This window comes from Solwaraspora sp. WMMD792, assembly GCF_029626105.1.
Lineage (GTDB): Bacteria > Actinomycetota > Actinomycetes > Mycobacteriales > Micromonosporaceae > Micromonospora_E.
On the sequence record NZ_JARUBH010000009.1, the window covers coordinates 4,483,461 to 4,501,228 of the forward strand.

20 protein-coding genes are annotated in these 17,768 nt (G+C 70.7%); 2 read left to right on the forward strand and 18 right to left on the reverse strand.

Going from position 1 to position 17,768, the window contains the following annotated elements; genetic code table 11:
* Positions 1-17 precede the first annotated feature (17 nt).
* Positions 18-407, forward strand: coding sequence for a VOC family protein (locus O7629_RS20920; protein WP_278171178.1), 390 nt, complete (start codon positions 18-20; stop codon positions 405-407).
* Between the two features lie 22 nt (positions 408-429).
* On the opposite strand, the gene O7629_RS20925 is transcribed toward O7629_RS20920, so the two are convergent.
* The 15 genes from O7629_RS20925 to prmC all read right to left on the reverse strand — a co-directional run bounded on the left by O7629_RS20925 (position 430) and on the right by prmC (position 12,443).
* Entirely contained in the window at positions 430-867 is a 438-nt protein-coding gene (locus O7629_RS20925; RefSeq protein ID WP_278171179.1) for a DUF2550 domain-containing protein, read from the reverse strand.
* A 13-nt stretch (positions 868-880) separates the two neighbouring features.
* Positions 881-1,171, reverse strand: coding sequence for a F0F1 ATP synthase subunit epsilon (locus tag O7629_RS20930; RefSeq protein ID WP_123603387.1), 291 nt, complete (start codon positions 1,169-1,171; stop codon positions 881-883).
* Positions 1,172-1,256: 85 nt separating this feature from the next.
* Positions 1,257-2,399, reverse strand: a complete 1,143-nt coding sequence (locus O7629_RS20935) for an LCP family protein (RefSeq protein ID WP_278171180.1) — start codon at positions 2,397-2,399, stop codon at positions 1,257-1,259.
* A gap of 212 nt (positions 2,400-2,611) precedes the next feature.
* Positions 2,612-4,066, reverse strand: coding sequence for a F0F1 ATP synthase subunit beta (gene atpD / locus O7629_RS20940; RefSeq protein WP_278171181.1), 1,455 nt, complete (start codon positions 4,064-4,066; stop codon positions 2,612-2,614).
* Entirely contained in the window at positions 4,066-4,995 is a 930-nt protein-coding gene (locus tag O7629_RS20945) for a F0F1 ATP synthase subunit gamma (RefSeq protein WP_278171182.1), read from the reverse strand. The genes atpD and O7629_RS20945 overlap by 1 nt, the downstream gene beginning before the upstream one ends.
* A gap of 11 nt (positions 4,996-5,006) precedes the next feature.
* On the reverse strand, positions 5,007-6,653 hold the full coding sequence (gene atpA / locus O7629_RS20950; protein WP_278171184.1) for a F0F1 ATP synthase subunit alpha: 1,647 nt from the start codon (positions 6,651-6,653) through the stop codon (positions 5,007-5,009).
* 56 nt (positions 6,654-6,709) lie between these two features.
* Positions 6,710-7,534, reverse strand: coding sequence for a F0F1 ATP synthase subunit delta (locus tag O7629_RS20955; protein ID WP_278171186.1), 825 nt, complete (start codon positions 7,532-7,534; stop codon positions 6,710-6,712).
* Complete coding sequence (locus O7629_RS20960) at positions 7,534-8,076, reverse strand: F0F1 ATP synthase subunit B (protein ID WP_278171188.1); 543 nt, start codon at positions 8,074-8,076, stop codon at positions 7,534-7,536. The genes O7629_RS20955 and O7629_RS20960 overlap by 1 nt, the downstream gene beginning before the upstream one ends.
* Positions 8,077-8,141: 65 nt before the next feature.
* Entirely contained in the window at positions 8,142-8,351 is a 210-nt protein-coding gene (gene atpE, locus O7629_RS20965; RefSeq protein WP_278171189.1) for an ATP synthase F0 subunit C, read from the reverse strand.
* Positions 8,352-8,461: 110 nt separating this feature from the next.
* Entirely contained in the window at positions 8,462-9,262 is an 801-nt protein-coding gene (gene atpB, locus O7629_RS20970) for a F0F1 ATP synthase subunit A (protein WP_278171190.1), read from the reverse strand.
* 28 nt (positions 9,263-9,290) lie between these two features.
* Positions 9,291-9,506, reverse strand: a complete 216-nt coding sequence (locus O7629_RS20975) for a hypothetical protein (protein WP_123603396.1) — start codon at positions 9,504-9,506, stop codon at positions 9,291-9,293.
* 251 nt (positions 9,507-9,757) lie between these two features.
* Positions 9,758-10,159, reverse strand: a complete 402-nt coding sequence (locus tag O7629_RS20980) for a hypothetical protein (protein WP_278171193.1) — start codon at positions 10,157-10,159, stop codon at positions 9,758-9,760.
* Between the two features lie 42 nt (positions 10,160-10,201).
* On the reverse strand, positions 10,202-10,834 hold the full coding sequence (locus tag O7629_RS20985) for a phosphotyrosine protein phosphatase (RefSeq protein WP_278171195.1): 633 nt from the start codon (positions 10,832-10,834) through the stop codon (positions 10,202-10,204).
* A complete protein-coding gene (locus tag O7629_RS20990) occupies positions 10,834-11,478 on the reverse strand; it encodes an L-threonylcarbamoyladenylate synthase (RefSeq protein ID WP_123604990.1) in 645 nt (214 codons plus the stop codon). The genes O7629_RS20985 and O7629_RS20990 overlap by 1 nt, the downstream gene beginning before the upstream one ends.
* Before the next feature lie 62 nt (positions 11,479-11,540).
* Positions 11,541-12,443, reverse strand: coding sequence for a peptide chain release factor N(5)-glutamine methyltransferase (gene prmC, locus O7629_RS20995; RefSeq protein WP_278171196.1), 903 nt, complete (start codon positions 12,441-12,443; stop codon positions 11,541-11,543).
* Positions 12,444-12,546: 103 nt separating this feature from the next.
* On the opposite strand from prmC, the gene O7629_RS21000 reads away from it, so the two are divergent.
* The gene (locus O7629_RS21000; RefSeq protein ID WP_278171198.1) at positions 12,547-14,103 is read left to right on the forward strand and encodes a GGDEF domain-containing protein; all 1,557 of its coding nucleotides are present in this window, start codon (positions 12,547-12,549) and stop codon (positions 14,101-14,103) included.
* 60 nt (positions 14,104-14,163) lie between these two features.
* Here the strand turns inward: O7629_RS21000 and prfA are convergent, their stop codons facing one another.
* From prfA to rho, 3 genes are all read right to left on the reverse strand, one after another.
* Positions 14,164-15,252, reverse strand: a complete 1,089-nt coding sequence (gene prfA / locus O7629_RS21005) for a peptide chain release factor 1 (protein WP_278171200.1) — start codon at positions 15,250-15,252, stop codon at positions 14,164-14,166.
* 133 nt (positions 15,253-15,385) lie between these two features.
* A complete protein-coding gene (gene rpmE / locus O7629_RS21010) occupies positions 15,386-15,610 on the reverse strand; it encodes a 50S ribosomal protein L31 (RefSeq protein ID WP_123603402.1) in 225 nt (74 codons plus the stop codon).
* Between the two features lie 233 nt (positions 15,611-15,843).
* The gene (rho, locus tag O7629_RS21015; RefSeq protein ID WP_278171203.1) at positions 15,844-17,766 is read right to left on the reverse strand and encodes a transcription termination factor Rho; all 1,923 of its coding nucleotides are present in this window, start codon (positions 17,764-17,766) and stop codon (positions 15,844-15,846) included.
* Positions 17,767-17,768: the final 2 nt, after the last annotated feature.

Here is a 17,768-nt window from a genome sequence, read left to right on the forward strand (position 1 = left end):
AGATCGCGAATCAGCCGATGGCCGGACTGCACCACGTGGAGCTCTGGGTACCCGATCTGTCCGGGGCTGAACCGGGCTGGTCCTGGCTGCTGGGTGAACTCGGCTGGCAGGCGTACCAACGCTGGCCGGCCGGCCGCTCCTGGCGGTACGGCACGACGTACCTGGTGTTGGAGGAGTCCCCAGCGCTCACCACCCGGCGGCACGACCGGTGCGCGCCGGGGCTGAACCATGTCGCGTTTCACGCCGGGCCCAGACAGCGGGTGGACCAGCTGGTCGCGGCGGCGCCGGCCCACGGGTGGTCGCTGCTGTTCGCCGACCGGCATCCGTACGCGGGCGGGCCGGACACCTACGCCGGGTACCTGGCCGACCGGTACGGCTACGAGGTGGAACTCGTCGCCGACGGGTAACCGCCGGATGCGCCTTGAGAGGTCAGGCGGCGAGGCTGCGCGAACTCCCGCCCGGCAGGCTCGCCTCGAGCCAGGAGCTGAAGCCGGTGACCGTCGACTCCGCCATGGCGATCTCGACCGGCGCGTGGTGGCTGGTGCACCGCAGGATCACCCAGTCGTGCGGCAACGCGAGCCGCTCCTGCCCTCGCGGGCTGCGCCGGCTCTCCACGGCCAGGCCGTGCCGGGACAGCACACGTTTGGGTCGCAGCGCGAAACTGAACATCCGGTACCAGCGCAGCTCATCACCGGCGAACCGGCCGAATCCGGACGACCAGCCACGGCCGTCAACCATGGTGGAGACCCGGAAGCTCAACTTGATGGTGCCGCGCACCCGGACGACCAGCGCCCGCCGGACGAACAGCACCAGGATCGCGGCGAGCAGGATCAGTACGCCGATCCCGAACCATTGGATGGTCGACATCGACGCAGCCCGCTCAGTGTCCGGATGCGGTAGCGGGGGCGGCCGGAGTGGCTTCCTCCGCGAGAATCGTCACTCCGTTGGTGGTCACCGAGAGGAACCCGCCGGCGACATCGTAAGCGAGCTGCTCCCGCCCCGGCAGCGTGATCCGTACCTGGCCGGGCTCGGCGAGCTGGCCGAGCATCGGGGCGTGGCCGGGCAGTACGCCGAGCTCGCCCTCGGTGGTGCGGGCGATCACCATCTCTGCCTCACCGGACCAGACCATCTCCTCGACGGCGACGAGTTCGACGTGCAGTTGCTTGGCCAACGCGGACTCCTTTGATGGCGAGGACCACCCGAGTTTAATCGGGGCGATGCGCGGACTCCCAGCCGGGTGCCCGCCCGGCCACCCGTTACTTTTCGCGATTGACCAGTTCAGGACGGGTCAACACGAACTGGTCGAGAGCGCCGGCCCGCAACGCGGCGAGGCATTCATCGGCGTCGTCGGTGAACCGCTCCCCCTGGTACCCGCCGACCGGGTCGGTGACGGCGACGCCCGGCAGGTCCAGCATGACGATGTCGTCGGCACGCAGTTGGCGCAGCGCCAACGCGAAGTCGACCAGCGACCGGCCCCGGGTGCCCACCACCACCGCCTCACCGGCGGCCTCCAGCACCGCGGTCAACCGACCCGGTTCGGTGATCAGGTCCCGGCTGATCACTTGCTCGGCCAACGCCCGGACCAGCTGCCGTTGGTGCCGCTGCCGGCCGTAGTCGCCGTCCGGCAGGCTGTCCCGCTGCCGGACGTAGTCCAACGCCTGCCAGCCGTTGAGCCGCTGTTCCCCCTGCTTGTACTCGGCCTGCGGACCGACGTAGCCGGTGCCGTCAGGATTGCCCGGACGCGGCCGGCCGTCCGGTTGGCGGTGCGCCGAACGCACATCGGCGTCGATGGTCATCCGGACCCCGCCGACCGCGTCGACCAGACGTTCCAGGCCGGCGAAGTTGACGATCACACCGGCGTCGAACCGGTCGATCCCGGTGCGGGCCGAGACCGTCGCCGCGAGCAGTTGAAATCCGGTCACCGGATCCGGGTACTCGGCACCGGGCACCCGGCTGCCGTACGCCATCGCGGAGTTGATCCGGTCGACGCCGCCCGGGTGGCCGCTGACACCGAACGCCGGGACGTCCACCAGCAGGTCCCGGGGCAGCGAGATCAGGTACGCCCGGGACAGCCCGCTCGGCACGTGCACCAGCAGCACGGTGTCCGCCCGGGGCACCTTCTCCGGCTGGTCGGTCGGCCGGTCGATGCCGGCCACCAGCAGGTTGACCGGGCCGGTGAGCCGGTCGTCCGGAGCGCTGTCCACACCGGTGCCGACGCCGACGTCGCCGAACAGGTCCGCGGTGGGTACGGCGGCCGCATACCGGTCGGCGACGGTGCGGCTGAGCACCACCACGGCCCCACCGGCGAGAAGCAGACCGACGAGTACGGCGAGCAACGCCAGCCGTTCCGGCCGGCTCAGCCTCGCTGGGCGTGCCCGGGTCCGATCCGGTTGCGTCATGCTCCGCCCCCCGTCCGCCGCAGAGCCGGTCGGGTACCCCGGCCGGCTGCCGGCAAACGCGGGCCACAGGTGAGCGTCGGGTGAAACGACGCGGGCGTCGAGTGAGACGCCCCTGGCGTCGGGTGAAACGCGACGAGCGCCCCGCCGCGATGGCGGGGCGCTCGTCAGACGCCGTCGTCAGCCCTTCCTCCAGGCCGACGGCTGCGCCGTCGTCAGCCCTTCATGAGCTCCTGGGCGTTGCGCTCCAGGTCGTCGAGCCCACCGCACATGAAGAAGGCCTGCTCAGGGAAGTGGTCGTACTCCCCTTCACTGATCTTGCGGAAGGCTTCGATGGTGTCCTTCACCGGCACGTACGAACCCTTGATGCCGGTGAAGACCTCGGCCGCGTAGGTGTTCTGCGACAGGAACCGCTCGATCCGGCGGGCCCGGGAGACGGTGATCTTGTCTTCCTCGGAGAGCTCCTCCATACCGAGGATGGCGATGATGTCCTGCAGGTCCTTGTACTTCTGCAGGATCCGCTTCACCTCGGAAGCCACCGCGTAGTGCTCCTGGCCGACGAACTCCGGGGCGAGGATCCGCGACGAGGACGCCAGCGGGTCCACCGCCGGGTAGATGCCCTTGTCGGAGATGGACCGCTCCAGGTTGGTCGTGGCGTCCAGGTGGGCGAAGGTGGTGGCCGGCGCCGGGTCGGTGTAGTCGTCGGCGGGCACGTAGATCGCCTGCATCGAGGTGATCGCCTGGCCCCGGACCGAAGTGATCCGCTCCTGCAGCTCACCCATCTCGTCGGCCAGGGTGGGCTGGTAACCCACCGCGGACGGCATCCGGCCGAGCAGCGTGGAGACCTCGGAACCGGCCTGGGTGAACCGGAAGATGTTGTCGATGAACAGCAGCACTTCCTGCTTCTGCACGTCCCGGAAGTACTCGGCCATGGTCAGCGCGGCGAGCGCGACCCGCAACCGGGTACCCGGCGGCTCGTCCATCTGGCCGTAGACCAGCGCGGTCTTGTCGATGACGCCGGACTCGGTCATCTCGTGGATCAGGTCGTTACCCTCACGGGTCCGCTCCCCGACGCCGGCGAAGACCGACGTACCACCGAAGTTGTTCGCGACCCGGATGATCATCTCCTGGATGAGCACCGTCTTGCCCACGCCGGCACCGCCGAACAGGCCGATCTTGCCGCCCTTGACGTACGGGGCGAGCAGGTCGAGCACCTTGATGCCGGTCTCCAGCATCTCGGTCTTCGGCTCCAGGTCGGCGAACGCCGGCGCCTTCTGGTGGATCGACCGGCGCTCGGTCACCTGCAGCGTCTCGCCCTCGGCCAGGTTGAGGCACTCACCGATGGTGTTGAACACCCGGCCCTTGATGCCGTCACCGACCGGCACCATGATCGGCGAACCGGTGTCGCGGACCTCCGCGCCCCGGACCATACCGTCGGTCGGCTGCATCGAGATGGCCCGGATGACGTTGTCGCCGAGGTGCTGGGCGACCTCGAGGGTCAGGGTCCGCTCGCCGCCAGCAAGCGCGACGTCCACGTGCAGGGCGTTGAAGATGTCGGGCATCGCGTCGCGCGGGAACTCGGCGTCGACGACCGGGCCGATGACCCGGACCACGCGGCCGGTAGCCGATGCGGTCGCTCCGGTTGCCTGGGTTTCTACAGAGGCAGTCATCACACTTCACTTCCCGCCGCCGCGAGCGCGTTGGCGCCGCCGACGATCTCGCTGATCTCCTGAGTGATCCCGGCCTGACGCGCCGAGTTCATTAGCCGCGTGTACTTCTCGATCATTTCCTCGGCGTTGTCGGTGGCGCTCTTCATCGCCCGCCGCCGGGCCGCCGATTCACTCGCCGCCGATTCGACCAGTGCCGCGTAGATCCGGGTGTTGATGTACTTCGGCAGCAACGCGTCGAGCAACGCCTCGGCGTTCGGCTCGAACTCGTACGCCGGCAGGACTTCCGTACCCTCCCTCGGCTTGTCCTTGACCTCCATCGGGCCGAGGATCCGGGGCACCGGGGTCTGCGTCATCAGCGACTTGAACTCGGTGGAGACGATGTGCAGTTCGTCCACTCCGAGTACCTGGTCGGCCCCGCCGCCGTCGGTGTCGTCCGCGCCGCGCTGGAACGCCGCGATCAGCGTCTGGCCGACCTCGCGGGCGTCGGCGAAGCCGGGCTGCTCGGAGAAGCCGGTCCAGCTCGCTTCGATCGGCCGGTTACGGAACCGGTAGTACGAGACGCCCTTGCGGCCGATCACGTACAGCACCGGTTCTTTGCCGTCGGCCTTGAGCCGCGCGATCAGCGACTCGGCGGTCTTGATCGCGTTGGTGCTGTATCCGCCGGCCAGGCCCCGGTCACTGGTGATCACCAGCACGCCGGCCCGGCGCACCTTCAGGCGCGCGGTCAGCAGCGGATGGTCGACCGAGGCGTTGGAGGCCAGCGCGGTGAGCACACCGGTGATCGCGTTGGCGTACGGCAGCGAGGCCGCCACCCGCGCCTGGGCCTTGGCGACCCGACTCGTCGCGACGAGCTCCATCGCCTTGGTGATCTTCTTCATCGACTTCGCCGAGCGAATCCGCTGGCGGAGTACCCGAACCTGCGCTGGCATCCGGAACCGCCCTATTCCTTCTCGGCGTCAGCGTCGGCGACGTACCGGGTGACGCTCTCGCGTTCCTGCTCGCCCTCCAGGGCCTCGGCCGGCGCCTCGTTGACCACCCGCTCCGGGTCCTTGGACAGGAACATCTGCTTGAATTTCTCGACCGCGTCGGACAGCGTCGCGATGATCTCGTCGTCCCAGTTGTGCGCGGCGATCGAGTCCAGCGTGCCCTTGTGGGAGTGCCGCAGGTACTCCAGGAACTCCGACTCGAACCGCCGGATCTCGCCGACCGGGATGTCGTCGAGCTTGCCCTCGGTGCCGGACCAGACCGAGACGACCTGCTCCTGCACCGGGAACGGCGAGTAGTTCGGCTGCTTGAGCAGCTCGACCAGGCGGGCACCGCGCTCCAGCTGGTTGCGCGACGCCTTGTCCAGGTCGGAGGCGAGCGCGGAGAACGCCTCCAGCTCGCGGTACTGGGCCAGGTCCAGCCGCAGCCGGCCGGCGACCTTCTTCATCGGCTTGACCTGCGCGGCGCCACCGACCCGGGAGACCGACGTACCGACGTTGATCGCCGGCCGCTGGCCCTGGTTGAACAGGTCGGTCTCCAGGAAGATCTGCCCGTCGGTGATCGAGATGACGTTGGTCGGGATGAAGGCCGAGATGTCGTTGGCCTTGGTCTCGATGATCGGCAGACCGGTCAGCGAGCCGCCGCCCAGCTCGTCGGAGAGCTTCGCGCACCGCTCGAGCAGCCGGGAGTGCAGGTAGAAGACGTCACCCGGGTACGCCTCACGGCCCGGCGGACGGCGCAGCAGCAGCGACACCGCGCGGTACGCCTCGGCCTGCTTGCTCAGGTCGTCGAAGACGATCAGCACGTGCTTGCCGGCGTACATCCAGTGCTGGCCGATCGACGACCCGGTGTACGGAGCGATGTACTTGAAGCCGGCCGGGTCGGAGGCGGGCGAGGCGACGATGGTGGTGTACTCCATCGCTCCGTGCTCCTCCAGCACGCCCTTGATCGAGGCGATGGTGGAGGCCTTCTGCCCGATCGCCACGTAGATGCAGCGGACCTGCTTGGCCGGGTCGCCGGACTCCCAGTTGGCCCGCTGGTTGAGGATCGTGTCCAGCGCGACGGTGGTCTTACCGGTCTTGCGGTCGCCGATGATCAGCTGCCGCTGGCCGCGACCGATCGGGGTCATCGCGTCGATCGCCTTGATACCGGTCTGCAGCGGCTCGGACACCGACTGGCGGGCCATCACGTTCGGCGCCTGCAGCTCCAGCTCACGGAAGCCGTCGTTGGCGATGTCCCCGAGGCCGTCGATCGGCTCACCGAGCGCGCTGACCACCCGGCCCAGGAAGGCGTCGCCGACCGGGACGGAGAGCACCCGGCCGGTGCGCTTGACGCGCTGGCCCTCCTCGATGCCGGCGTAGTCACCCAGGATGACCACACCGATGTCACGTACGTCGAGGTTCAACGCCACGCCCAGCGTGCCGTCCTCGAATTCCAGCAGTTCGTTTGCCATCGCCGAGGGCAGGCCCTCGACGTGGGCGATGCCGTCCCCGGCGTCCGCCACGGTGCCGACCTCTTCACGAGACAGCTCCGGCGTGTAGGAGGAGACGTAGCGTTCTAGGGCACCACGGATCTCGTCCGACGAGATGGTCAGCTCGGCCATCCTCTGCTTCCTCTATGTCTAGTGGCCCGGATGAACCCGGAACGGCATGGACTGAATCAGCGCCCGGCGAGCGCCTTGCGAGTGTCGATGAGGCGGCGCCGAACGGTGCCGTCGTACAGGTCGGAACCGATCCGTACGCTCATCCCGCCGAGTACGGCGGGGTCGACCGTCAACTTGACGGATACCTCCCGACCGTACATCTCGGCCAACGTGGCGCCCAGCCGCTGCTCCTCGGGCTGGGTCAGTGGTGCGGCGACCGTGACATGCGCGACCTGACGGTCCCGCCGGGCGGCGGCCAGCTCGACCAGCCGGCCCAGCCCGGCACCGACGGATCGCCCGCCGAAGCCCCGGACCGCCTGCTCGGCGAGGCGCACCGTGGCCGGCAGCGCCTTTCCGGTGAGCAGCGTGCGGACCAGTTCGACCCGCCGGTCGGCCGGCACGGCGACGTCACCGACCACGGCACCCAGCTGCGGGTCGCCGTCGATGATCTTGCCGAACCGGAACAGCTCGTCCTCCACCTCGGCCAGCTCGCCGGCCGACTCGGCACCGGCCAGTGCCGTGTCGACGCCGAGTCGCTCGGTGGCGTCGAGCAGCTCCGACGGCGCCGACCAGCGGGCCGCGACGACCGCGCCGAGCAGGTCGAGGCTGTCCGCGCCGATCTTCCCTTCGAACAGGCCGCGCAGCAGCCCGGTCCGGTCGTCGGCGGGCCGGGCCGGGTCGGCCAGCGCCCGCCGCAGCCGGGGCTGACGGCGCAGCAGGTCGGCCACCGAGAGGATCTCGTCGGCCGTGGTCGCGACCGCCGTCGGGGCGGCACCGGCGACGTAGCCGACCAGTCGCTCGGTCACCGCGGCGTAGGACTCCCGGCTGGTGGCGGACTGCATCAGCGGGCCCCCGCGTTCTCCAGGTCGGCCATGAACCGCTCGACGGTGCCCTTCCGGCGGGCCTCGTCGGCGAGCGCGTCCCCGACGATCCGGCCGGCCAGGTCGACCGCGAGCGTGCCGACCTCGGCGCGCAGCTCCCGGATGATGGTCTGCCGCTCGGCGGCGAGCTGCTCCTTGCCGGCCGCGATGATCCGGTCGGACTCCTCCCGCGCCTTGGCGAGGATGTCCTGCCGGATCCCTTCGGCGTCGGCCCGGGCGTCGTCGCGGATGCGGGCCGCGTCGGTACGCGCCTCGGCCAGCTGGGCCTTGTACTGCTCCAGCAGCTGGTTCGCCTCGGCCTGGGCGGCCTCGGCCCGCTTGATGCCGCCCTCGATCGCCTCGACCCGCGCCTGGTACATCGCTTCCATCCGCGGAAACACGAACTTCAGCAGTACGGCGACGAGCAGCCCGAAGGCGATCAGGCCGACGATGATCTCGGACAGCGGCGGGAGCAGGATGTTCCCGCCCTCTTCCGCGGCGATGTACGTGACTTCTTCGTACATGGACACTTCCCTTCGCCCGGACCGGCGCTCGCGCAACCGGTCACCGAGTCAGACCGCCAGTGGGCCTAGAGCGCGAACGCGAGCACCAGACCGAGCAGGGCGAGCGCCTCGATCACGGCGAAGCCCATGAACATGTAGACCCGGGTCAGGCCGGCGCTCTCCGGCTGGCGGGCGGTCGCCTGGATGTAGGCGGCGAACACCAGACCGACGCCGATGCCGGGGCCCAGGGCGGCGATGCCGTAGCCGATGGCGTTCAGGTTGCCGGTGATCTCCATGGTTGTTTTCCTCCTGCGTTGAACGCGTGTCCATCACGCGCACGTTTAGGTGAATGTTCAGTTGTCGCCCGCGTGACGCGCTGCGGACGTGTGCCGATCAGGGGGCGGGATCAGTGCGACTCGGCCAGCGAGTGCTGCAGGTAGGTCGCGCTGAGCAGGGTGAAGACGTACGCCTGGAGAATCATGATGCCGAACTCGAAGAAGGTCATCACGATCGCCATGCCCCAGCTCAGGACGGCGATGGGCTTGATGAACAGGCTGTCGGCCTGGAACAGCGCCACGCCACCGAGGACGAACACCAGCAGGATCATGTGGCCGGCGAACATGTTCGCGAAGAGCCGGACGGCCAGGGTGACGGGCCGCAGGATCAGGTTCGAGACGAACTCGATCGGCACCAGGATCGGCTGCACCCACAGTGGCGCGCCGGAGACCCAGCAGGAGTGCTTGATGTAGCCGACGAAGCCCCACTTGGCGATGCCGTGTCCGATGTACATCAGCCAGCTGATCACCGCGAGCACCATCGGGAAGGCGATGTGCGACATCGGTGAGATCTGGGCGAACGGGACGATGCCCCAGAGATTGTTCAGCAGGATGAAGCAGAACAACACCGTGAGGTACGGGGCGAACCGCACGCCGTCCTTGCCGATCACGTCCCGGGCGATGTTGTCGCGCACCATGCCGTACACCGACTCGGCCAGCCACTGACCCTTGGTCGGCACCAGCTTCGGGCTGCGGTAGGTGACCAGGAAGAAGATCATCACCAGTGCGGCGGCGATCCAGAGCAGCAGCGTGATCTTGGTGAAGGCGGCCGCCCAGGCGGTGCCGTCCAACCCGGGGATCAGGCTGCGAAAGTCGAAGGCATCCACGCCGGGAGGGAACTCCGCGGCGAGAACGGTCGGCTGCTCAATCAACGCGCATCCTCCGTTGGTCGGGCCTGGTTCACGCGCCCAGCTTCTTAACGGTCAGGTAGACCCCGGCCGCCGTCCCGCCGATCAGCCCGATCAGCAGCCCGACGTTGGGCAGGTCCAGCCAACGGTCGACGAGCCACCCCGCGCCGCCCCACACGGCCATCCCGCCGAGCAGGTAGCCGATCGCGGCAAACCCGGTGTCGGCCCCCGAGGGACCTGCGGGTTCGGAAGGTGGTTCACCGGCCATGACGCCGGAAACATATCAGGGCAACGATGGAGGCTGTGCGTCACCCCCCGCACAACCCTCGTTGTGTGGGCGACCCGGTGGCACGTCAGATGGGTGCACACGCTACTCCTCTTCCGCCCCGGTCGGTATCCACTCCCCCGCACCACCGGCGATCCCGGCCTCAGCCTAGGGCAAATCCGACAAATCTTCGCGAAAAACGGTGATTCTCGCCGCTGGCCTACGGCCGGCGTGCACCCAGGGTCACCGGCGGGTCAACGCGGGTCGATCTCCACGTACGGGATCCGGGCCCGGAAGGTCCACCACACCTGGGCCGTGATCCATCCCACTGTGGCCACGATGATCGCCACCGCCAGCATCCGCTGCCCCGGCCAGTCCGACGCGGCCACCGCGAACACCGCCACCCCGAGCAGCGCGAACTTCAAGCTGTAGGTGAGCAGGCCCACACTGAGCACCATCCGCGGATGCACCGAGTCCGCCCAGGCCAGCGCCAGGCTGGAGGCCACATAGCTGGCCGCCACCAGCGCGACACCGACGACGGCGCCGACCGCCCCCGGGAGTCCGTCCAGCCAGCCGCCCACCCCGGCGAGCACCACCAGCAGCACCGCCGACACCATCGACGGCACCGGCAGGTGCCGCAGCCGACTGCGCATCATCGGACGACCTCCGCCTGCAATCCTCTGCCCGCCCCGCCGATCTCAGGGCAGCAGCGCCACGCCGAGCGCCCCCACCGTCTCCTCGATCTCGTCGGCCACCCGGGCGAAGGTGTGGTCGCCGCGCCCCCACGGATCGTCCAGATCGTCCCCCGGCTGCGGACCGGCGCCGGCCCGGACCGCGGCGACCGCAGCGACCAGGGCCGCGCCCCGGGCATGCACCGCCTCCGGGGTCACCGCCGCGTCCGGACCCGACCGGACACCGGGCAGCCCGGCCGGGTCCACCGCCGGCAGCAACCGGCCGAACTCGCCGAGCACGAAGGTGCGCTCGGCGGCGTCCGGGCGCAACGCGAGCACGTACTCAAGCTGGTCGGCGGTGGCGGTGAGCACCAGATCGGCGGCGTCGATCTGATCGGACCGCAGCTTACGGGCGGCGAAGCCGTCGACCTGCCCGCCCCGAGCGAGCACCTGGCGGGCCGCCGGCGGATTCATCTCCTCGCCGGCGTGCCAACCGCCGGTGCCGGCGCTGTGGCTGTGCAACAGCTCCTCGGCCGGCGGCGCGACGGCCGGACCGAGGCGGTCCAGCCGCTGCTCGAGCGCCAGCACCAACAGCCGCTCGGCCATCGGCGAACGGCAGATGTTGCCCATGCAGACATGAAGGACGGTGAACGGCGGCACTAGGACTCCGTACCGATGATGTCCGGGACCACGTCACGCAGCTTCTCGATCGGGATCGCGCCGTCGCGGACCACCCGGGGCACGTCGCCGGTCAGATCGACGATGGTGCTGGGCACGGGGTCCGGACACGGGCCGGCCTCCAGGTACGCGCGCACCGAGTAGCCGAGCTGGTCCCGGGCCTCGGCAGCGGTCACCGCCGGCGGCCGGCCGGTCTTGTTCGCCGACGAGACCGCCATCGGGCCGGTCTCCCGCAGCACCTCCAGCGCCACCGGATGCAGCGGCATCCGGACCGCAACGGTGCCGTCGGTGTCCCCCAGATCCCAGTTCAGGCTGGGCGCGTGCTCGACGATCATGGTGAGCGCCCCCGGCCAGAAGGCGTCGGCCAGGTCGCGGGCGGGCTGCGGCAGGATCAGCACCAGCCCGTCGAGAGTGTGCCGGGAACCGACCAGCACCGGCGGCGGCATCTGCCGGTCCCGCCCCTTGGCGTTGAGCAACGCGGTGACCGCGTACGAGGTGAAGGCGTCGGCACCGACGCCGTACACGGTGTCGGTCGGCAGCACGACCAACTCGCCGTTCTTGACCGCCTCGATCGCCGCGGCGATGCCTTTGTCACGGTCGGCGGCGGACCGGCAGTCATAGAGCATCACGGTGTGCCAGTCTGCCACGTGTCCGCCCGCTGATCCGCACCGATCACCTCCAGCTGCCGTCAGCCCGTCCGGCGGGCGGTGACGAAACGCGGCCGGCCGGCCAGGTCGCGGTGGCTGGTGACAGCGTCGAACCGGCCGTCGGCGGCGACCAACGCGACGACGGCGGCGGCGTGACCATCGTCGTGCTCGACCCCGAACAGCCCGCCGGGGCGCAGCAGGGTCACGGCGCGGTGCACCACCGGTCGGATGACCGCCAGGCCGTCCGGCCCGCCGAAGACCGCCTCGGCCGGGTCGTGCCTGGCGACCTCCGGCGGCACCGGGGTGCCGTCCGGTACGTACGGCGGGTTGCACAGCAGCACGTCCACTTGGCCGGCGAACTCGCCGAGCAGGCCCGGATCCCGGACGTCGCCGGCCAGCACCTCGATCGGCCGGTCCCCGGCGGCGGCCTGTCGCCGGGCGTTGCGGCGCAGCCAGCGCAGGCTGTCCGCCGAGCGTTCGACCGCGACCACCCGCGCCGTCGGAACCTCGTGCGCGACCGCCAGCGCCACCGCGCCACTGCCGCTGCACAGGTCGACCACGACCGCCTCGCCGGGCTGGTCACGCAGCGCGTCGACGCCCGCCCCGGCGAGCAGTTCGGTCTCCGGCCGGGGCACGAAGACCCCCGGCCCCACCGCGAGCTCCAGATAACGAAACGGTGCCGATCCGGTGAGGTGCTGCACCGGTTCTCCCGCCGCCCGGCGGGTCACCAGACTGTGGAACCTGCCGATGTCGGCCTGGTCGAAGTCGCCACTCAATGCCAGCCGGCCACGCGGAATGTCCAGCACCGAGGCGGCAATCAGCTCCGCGTCGACGCGGGCGGCGGCGACACCGGCGGCGGCCAGCCGGGCGGCCGCGGCGGCCACCGCGGCTCGGACCGGCGTCCGATCCGGCAATCCGGAGGTGTTCTCTGGCAAGCGGTTCACGACATAATCATGGTGCGTCCACCCGGGCGTCCGTGGAACAGGTCGCGGATCGGGTCGGGTGTGTGCTCCGCCAGATTCCAGCGGGCTCCAGGGGAGGTTGTGCGTGGGTTGGCTCGACCGGCTCACCGACCAGGCCGAGGCGCTGATGCAGGCCCGGGCGCTGATGGAAAGCAGCCGCTCGGCGGAAGCCTGCGTCGCCTTCGAGCAGGTGATCCGGAGCACCAGCAACCGGTACGTACGGGCCGACGCGCTGGTGCAGCGGCTCTCCGCGCTGCTCAACCTCGGCCGGTCCGCCGAGTACACGGTGGCCGTCGACCGGGCGTTCGAGGCCGCCCGGGACGTCAGCGAGCCGTACCTGCACGGCCACCTGCACGCGCTGGCCGCGCTCGCCGCCCACCAGCAGGGCGCGTTCGACCGGTGCGTCACCCATCTGGTGCACAGTGCGCGGGCGCTCGGCGCCGCCACCGACGTGGACCGGGAAACCGCCTGGGGCTGGCACGACCTGGCGATGGCCTACTCCTACCTCAGTTTCCACGGGTACGCGTTGAGCGCCATCGAGCACGCCCGGCAGCTCGCCAACGCCACCGGCATTCCAGAGGAGACCTTCGCCGCGCCCGGCATCCGGCTGCGCAACGCCGTCGCGTTGGACCATCATGGAGACACCGACGGCTGCCTGCGGGTGCTCCGCGACATCGGCAGCGACCTGGCGAAGTTCGTGCACGCCGACCGGGCCGGGCTGCTGCGCCCGAGCAGCCGGGTGGCCTACGGGTACGCCCTGGCCCGGCTGGCCGCACTCGGTGAGCCGGCCCGACTGCCCGCCGGTGCCCCGGAGGCGACCCGGCTGATGATCGACGGCGGCGACAGTGCCCGCGCCCGCGACCTGCGCCAGCTCGGGGTGGTCTGCCTGACCATCGCGGCGGACCGGCCGGCGGAGGCGTTGACCCGGCTGTCCGCGGCGGTGGTCTCCGCCGAGACGCTCGGTGCCGCCGAGACGGCCCGGCTGCGCAGCGTCGCGCACACCCGGGCCGGCGACCACGCCGCCGCGCACGACGCCGACCGGTACGCGTTCCGGCTGGCTACCCGGCGCAACGACCGGCTGCGCGACATGTACGTCGACGGCATCGCCGCCCGGCTGGACCAGGAGGAGATGCGTCGCTCCGCCGCGCAGTACACCCAGGAGGCGCTGACCGACCCGTTGACCGGGCTGGCCAGCCGCCGCCACCTCGACCTCTACGTCACCGACATGGCCGGCCGGGGCGATCGGGCCGTGGTGATGGTCTGCGACCTGGACGGTTTCAAGTCGGTCAACACCGTGCATGGCCACCACTCCGGTGACCTGGTGCTGCAACGGGTCGCCGGGGTGATCAACCGGGTGATGCGCCGGGGTGACTTCGTGGCCAGGTACGGCGGCGACGAGTTCGTGGTGGTGCTGCCGGGCGCCGGCCCGGCCGAGGCGGCCGACGTGGCCCGCCGGATCACCGCCGCGGTGGCCGGTGAGGAGTGGGAGTCGCTGGTGCCTGGCACTCCGGTCGGGGTCAGCGTCGGCTACGCCGAAATCAGCGGTTCCGGTCCGGGGTTGCGCGAAGCGCTCAGCCGGGCCTTCGAGGTGGCCGCCCGGCAGATGCGCGAGGCCCGGCAACGGCCCCATCCGGTGCGCTGACCGCCCGGCCGGTGCCGGTGTGGCCGCGGTCAGCGGCACGGCCGGTGCCGGTGTGGCCGGTCAGCGGCGGGTCAGTTCGGTGTCACCGGCCAGCCGGGCAGCCCGGTCCGCCTCGGCGAGCGCGTCGAGGACGCCGTCCAGCTCCCCGCCGACCACCAGGTCCATGTTGTACGCCGTGTAGCCGATCCGGTGGTCGGTGATCCGGTTCTGCGGGTAGTTGTAGGTGCGCACCCGCTCGGACCGGTCGACCGTACGCACCTGGGATCGGCGGGCGTCGGACGCCGCCGCGTCGGCCTGTTCCTGGGCGGCGGCGAGCAACCGGGCGCGCAGGATCCGCATCGCCTGCTCCCGGTTCTGCAGCTGGCTCTTCTCGTTCTGGCAGGAGACGACGATGCCGGTCGGCAGGTGGGTGATCCGCACCGCCGAGTCGGTGGTGTTGACCGACTGGCCGCCGGGGCCGGAGGAGCGGAACACGTCGACGCGTAGTTCGTTCGGGTCGACGTTGACCTCGACGTCCTCGGCTTCCGGCAGCACCAGCACCCCGGCGGCGCTGGTGTGGATCCGGCCCTGCGACTCGGTGACCGGCACCCGCTGCACCCGGTGCACGCCGCCCTCCCACTTGAGCCGGGACCAGACGCCGTTACCGCCCTCGGGCATCCCCCGCGACTTGATCGCGAGCGAGACGTCCTTGACCCCGCCGAGGTCGGAATCCTGCGAGTCGAGCACCTCGACCTGCCAGCCGCGCCGTTCGGCGTACCGCAGGTACATCCGTAGCAGGTCGCCGGCGAACAGCGCCGACTCCTCGCCGCCCTCGCCCGCCTTGATCTCGACGATGACGTCCTTGGCGTCGTGCGGGTCCCGGGGGATCAGCAGTTCGGCGAGGCGGGCCTCCAGGTCGGGCAGGCTGGCGGCGATCGCCTCCGCCTCGACGGTGAACGCCGGGTCCTCGCCGGCCAGCTCCCGGGCGGCGGCCAAATCGGCCCGGGCCTGGGCGAGCTCGCCGGCGGCCTTGTGCAGCGGGGCCAGCTCGGCGAACCGGCGACCGACCCGGCGGGCGGTGGTCTGGTCCGCGTGGATCGCCGGATCGGACAGCTGCTTCTCCAGCTCGGCGTACTCGTCGAGGAGCCCGGCCAGACGCTCGCTGCTCATCAGATGCCTTCCGTGGATACTCCGGCCTTGCGGCCGGGGAGGAAACGGTCCGCCGGGTTGAAAAGACCAGTACCGTCCAGACACCGCAGCGCCCGCCCCCGACGTCGGTCGGAAGCGGGCGCCGCGTGCACAGCTACTTGGCCTTGTTGGCCTTCGCCTTGGCGTACTTCTGCTGGAACTTGGCGACCCGGCCGGCGGTGTCGAGGACGCGCTGCTTGCCGGTGTAGAACGGGTGGCAGGCGCTGCAGGTCTCAGCGTGGATCTTGCCGCCGGGTGCGGTGCTGCGGGTGGTGAACGACGCGCCGCAGGAGCAGGTGACCTCGGTGGTCACGTACTCCGGGTGGATGTCCTTCTTCACGGGTGGTCCTCTCTTCGTCGGTCGCCGGGTCGCCGTCGACGTCGGCCGCGCCGTTGCGCGGGCCGACTCTGGCGTGAACCGGAACCTGGCCTGTTGTCAGTCTGCCACGGGCCGTGGCGGCGGGTCGCGGTGGGCGGAGCGAACCGCCCACCGCGACCGTCACGAACACCGCCGGACGCAACGCCCGACGGACCTGCCGGATTCCCGACCGCGCGGGGCGGCCGGTGCCGGGGTCACTCCCCCGGCGTCGACTTCGCGATCTGCATCAGGAACTCGATGTTGGTCCGGCTCTGCTTGAGCCGGTCCAGCAGCAGGTCCAGTGCCGCCTGGGAGTCCAGCGAGTGGAGCACCTTGCGCAGCTTGTGGGTGATCGCCAGCTCCTCCGGCGCGAGCAGGATCTCCTCCTTACGGGTGCCGGACGGGTGGATGTCGATCGACGGGAACACCCGCTTGTCGGCGATCTTGCGGTCCAGCTTGAGCTCGGCGTTGCCGGTCCCCTTGAACTCCTCGAAGATCACCGTGTCCATCATGGACCCGGTCTCCACCAGCGCGGTGGCGAGGATGGTCAACGAACCGCCGTTCTCGATGTTGCGGGCCGCGCCGAGGAACCGCTTCGGCGGGTACAGCGCTGTCGAGTCGATACCACCGGACATGATCCGCCCGCTGGCCGGCGCGGCCAGGTTGTACGAGCGGCCCAGCCGGGTCACCGAGTCGAGCAGCACGACGACGTCGTGGCCCAGCTCCACCAGCCGCTTGGCCCGTTCGATGGCCAGCTCGGCGACCGTGGTGTGGTCCTGCGGTGGCCGGTCGAACGTGGCCGCGACGACCTCGCCCTTCACCGACCGCTGCATGTCGGTGACCTCTTCCGGACGCTCGTCGACCAGCACCACCATCAGGTGGCACTCGGGGTTGTTGTGCGTGATGGCGTTGGCGATCGCCTGCAGCACCATCGTCTTGCCCGCCTTGGGCGGGGAGACGATCAGCGCCCGCTGGCCCTTACCGATCGGCATCACCAGGTCGATGACCCGGGTGGTGAGGATGTGCGGCTCGGTCTCCAGCCGCAGCCGGTCCTGCGGGTAGAGCGGGGTGAGCTTGTAGAACTCGGGACGCCGCCGGGCCTCCTCCGGCTCCATGCCGTTGATGGTGTCCAGCCGGACCAGCGGGTTGTACTTGTCGCGGCGCTGCTCACCCTCGCGGGTGGCGCGCACCGCGCCGGTGACCGCGTCACCGCGCCGCAGACCGTGCTTCTTGACCTGCGACATGGAGACGTAGACGTCGTTGGGCCCGGAGAGGTAGCCGGTGGTACGCACGAACGCGTAGTTGTCCAGCACGTCGAGGATGCCGGCCACCGGGACGAGTACGTCGTCCTCGGTCACCTGCGGCTCCCGGCCGCCACCACCGTCGCCGTCGCCGCGGTCTCCCCGCCGCCGACGGTCGCGGAACCGGCTGCGTCGGCTGCGCCGACCGCCGCCTTCGTTGTCGTCGTCGTCGTTGTTGTCCCGCTGGTTCCGCTCGCCGCGGTCACCCCGGTCGTTACGGTCACCCCGGTCGTTACGGTCGCGACCACCCCGGCCGTCACCGCCCCGCTCGGCCCGCTCGCCACGGTTGTCCCGCTCGCCACGCTCGGCCCGCTCGCCACGGTTGTCCCGGTCACGGTTGTCCCGGCCGTCACCGCCCCGGTCGGCCCGCTCGCCCGACTCAGTCGGCGTGGTCTGCGCGGTCGCGGTCTCGTCGGTACGCGACTCGGCTGCCGACCGACGGCCCCGGCGGGTGCTGCGCTCGCGGGCCGGCTCGTCGACGATGGCAAGTTGCTCACCGTCGCCGCCGTCGCGCCGCTCGGACCCGCCGTCGCGCCGCTCGGCCTCAGGACGGACCTCGGCGCGGACCTCCTCCCGAGGGGGTGCGGTCGCCGCCGCGACCTCGGCGCGCGGCCGTGGGGCGCCCCCGCCGGCCTGGCGCTCGGTGATCGCGGTGATCAGCTCACTCTTGCGCATCCGGGCGGTGCCGGAGATGCCGAGCGACGCGGCGAGGCTCTGCAACTCCGGCAGCAGCATCGCGGACAGCCCGGTGCCGGACCGCCGACGGCGGGCAGGAGCAGCGGTGGTGTCGTCAGCGACGTTGGAGACATCCGACGTCACGTCGGTGGTGTCGCTCAATG

Coding starts and splice junctions, on each gene's coding strand:
- O7629_RS20920 (WP_278171178.1), top strand. CDS start 18: ATGGCCGGACTGCACCACGTGGAGCTCTGGGTACCCGATCTGTCCGGG.
- O7629_RS20925 (WP_278171179.1), bottom strand. CDS start 867: ATGTCGACCATCCAATGGTTCGGGATCGGCGTACTGATCCTGCTCGCC.
- O7629_RS20935 (WP_278171180.1), bottom strand. CDS start 2,399: ATGACGCAACCGGATCGGACCCGGGCACGCCCAGCGAGGCTGAGCCGG.
- atpD (WP_278171181.1), bottom strand. CDS start 4,066: ATGACTGCCTCTGTAGAAACCCAGGCAACCGGAGCGACCGCATCGGCT.
- O7629_RS20945 (WP_278171182.1), bottom strand. CDS start 4,995: ATGCCAGCGCAGGTTCGGGTACTCCGCCAGCGGATTCGCTCGGCGAAG.
- atpA (WP_278171184.1), bottom strand. CDS start 6,653: ATGGCCGAGCTGACCATCTCGTCGGACGAGATCCGTGGTGCCCTAGAA.
- O7629_RS20955 (WP_278171186.1), bottom strand. CDS start 7,534: ATGCAGTCCGCCACCAGCCGGGAGTCCTACGCCGCGGTGACCGAGCGA.
- O7629_RS20960 (WP_278171188.1), bottom strand. CDS start 8,076: ATGTACGAAGAAGTCACGTACATCGCCGCGGAAGAGGGCGGGAACATC.
- atpE (WP_278171189.1), bottom strand. CDS start 8,351: ATGGAGATCACCGGCAACCTGAACGCCATCGGCTACGGCATCGCCGCC.
- O7629_RS20975 (WP_123603396.1), bottom strand. CDS start 9,506: ATGGCCGGTGAACCACCTTCCGAACCCGCAGGTCCCTCGGGGGCCGAC.
- O7629_RS20980 (WP_278171193.1), bottom strand. CDS start 10,159: ATGATGCGCAGTCGGCTGCGGCACCTGCCGGTGCCGTCGATGGTGTCG.
- O7629_RS20990 (WP_123604990.1), bottom strand. CDS start 11,478: ATGCTCTATGACTGCCGGTCCGCCGCCGACCGTGACAAAGGCATCGCC.
- prfA (WP_278171200.1), bottom strand. CDS start 15,252: ATGAGCAGCGAGCGTCTGGCCGGGCTCCTCGACGAGTACGCCGAGCTG.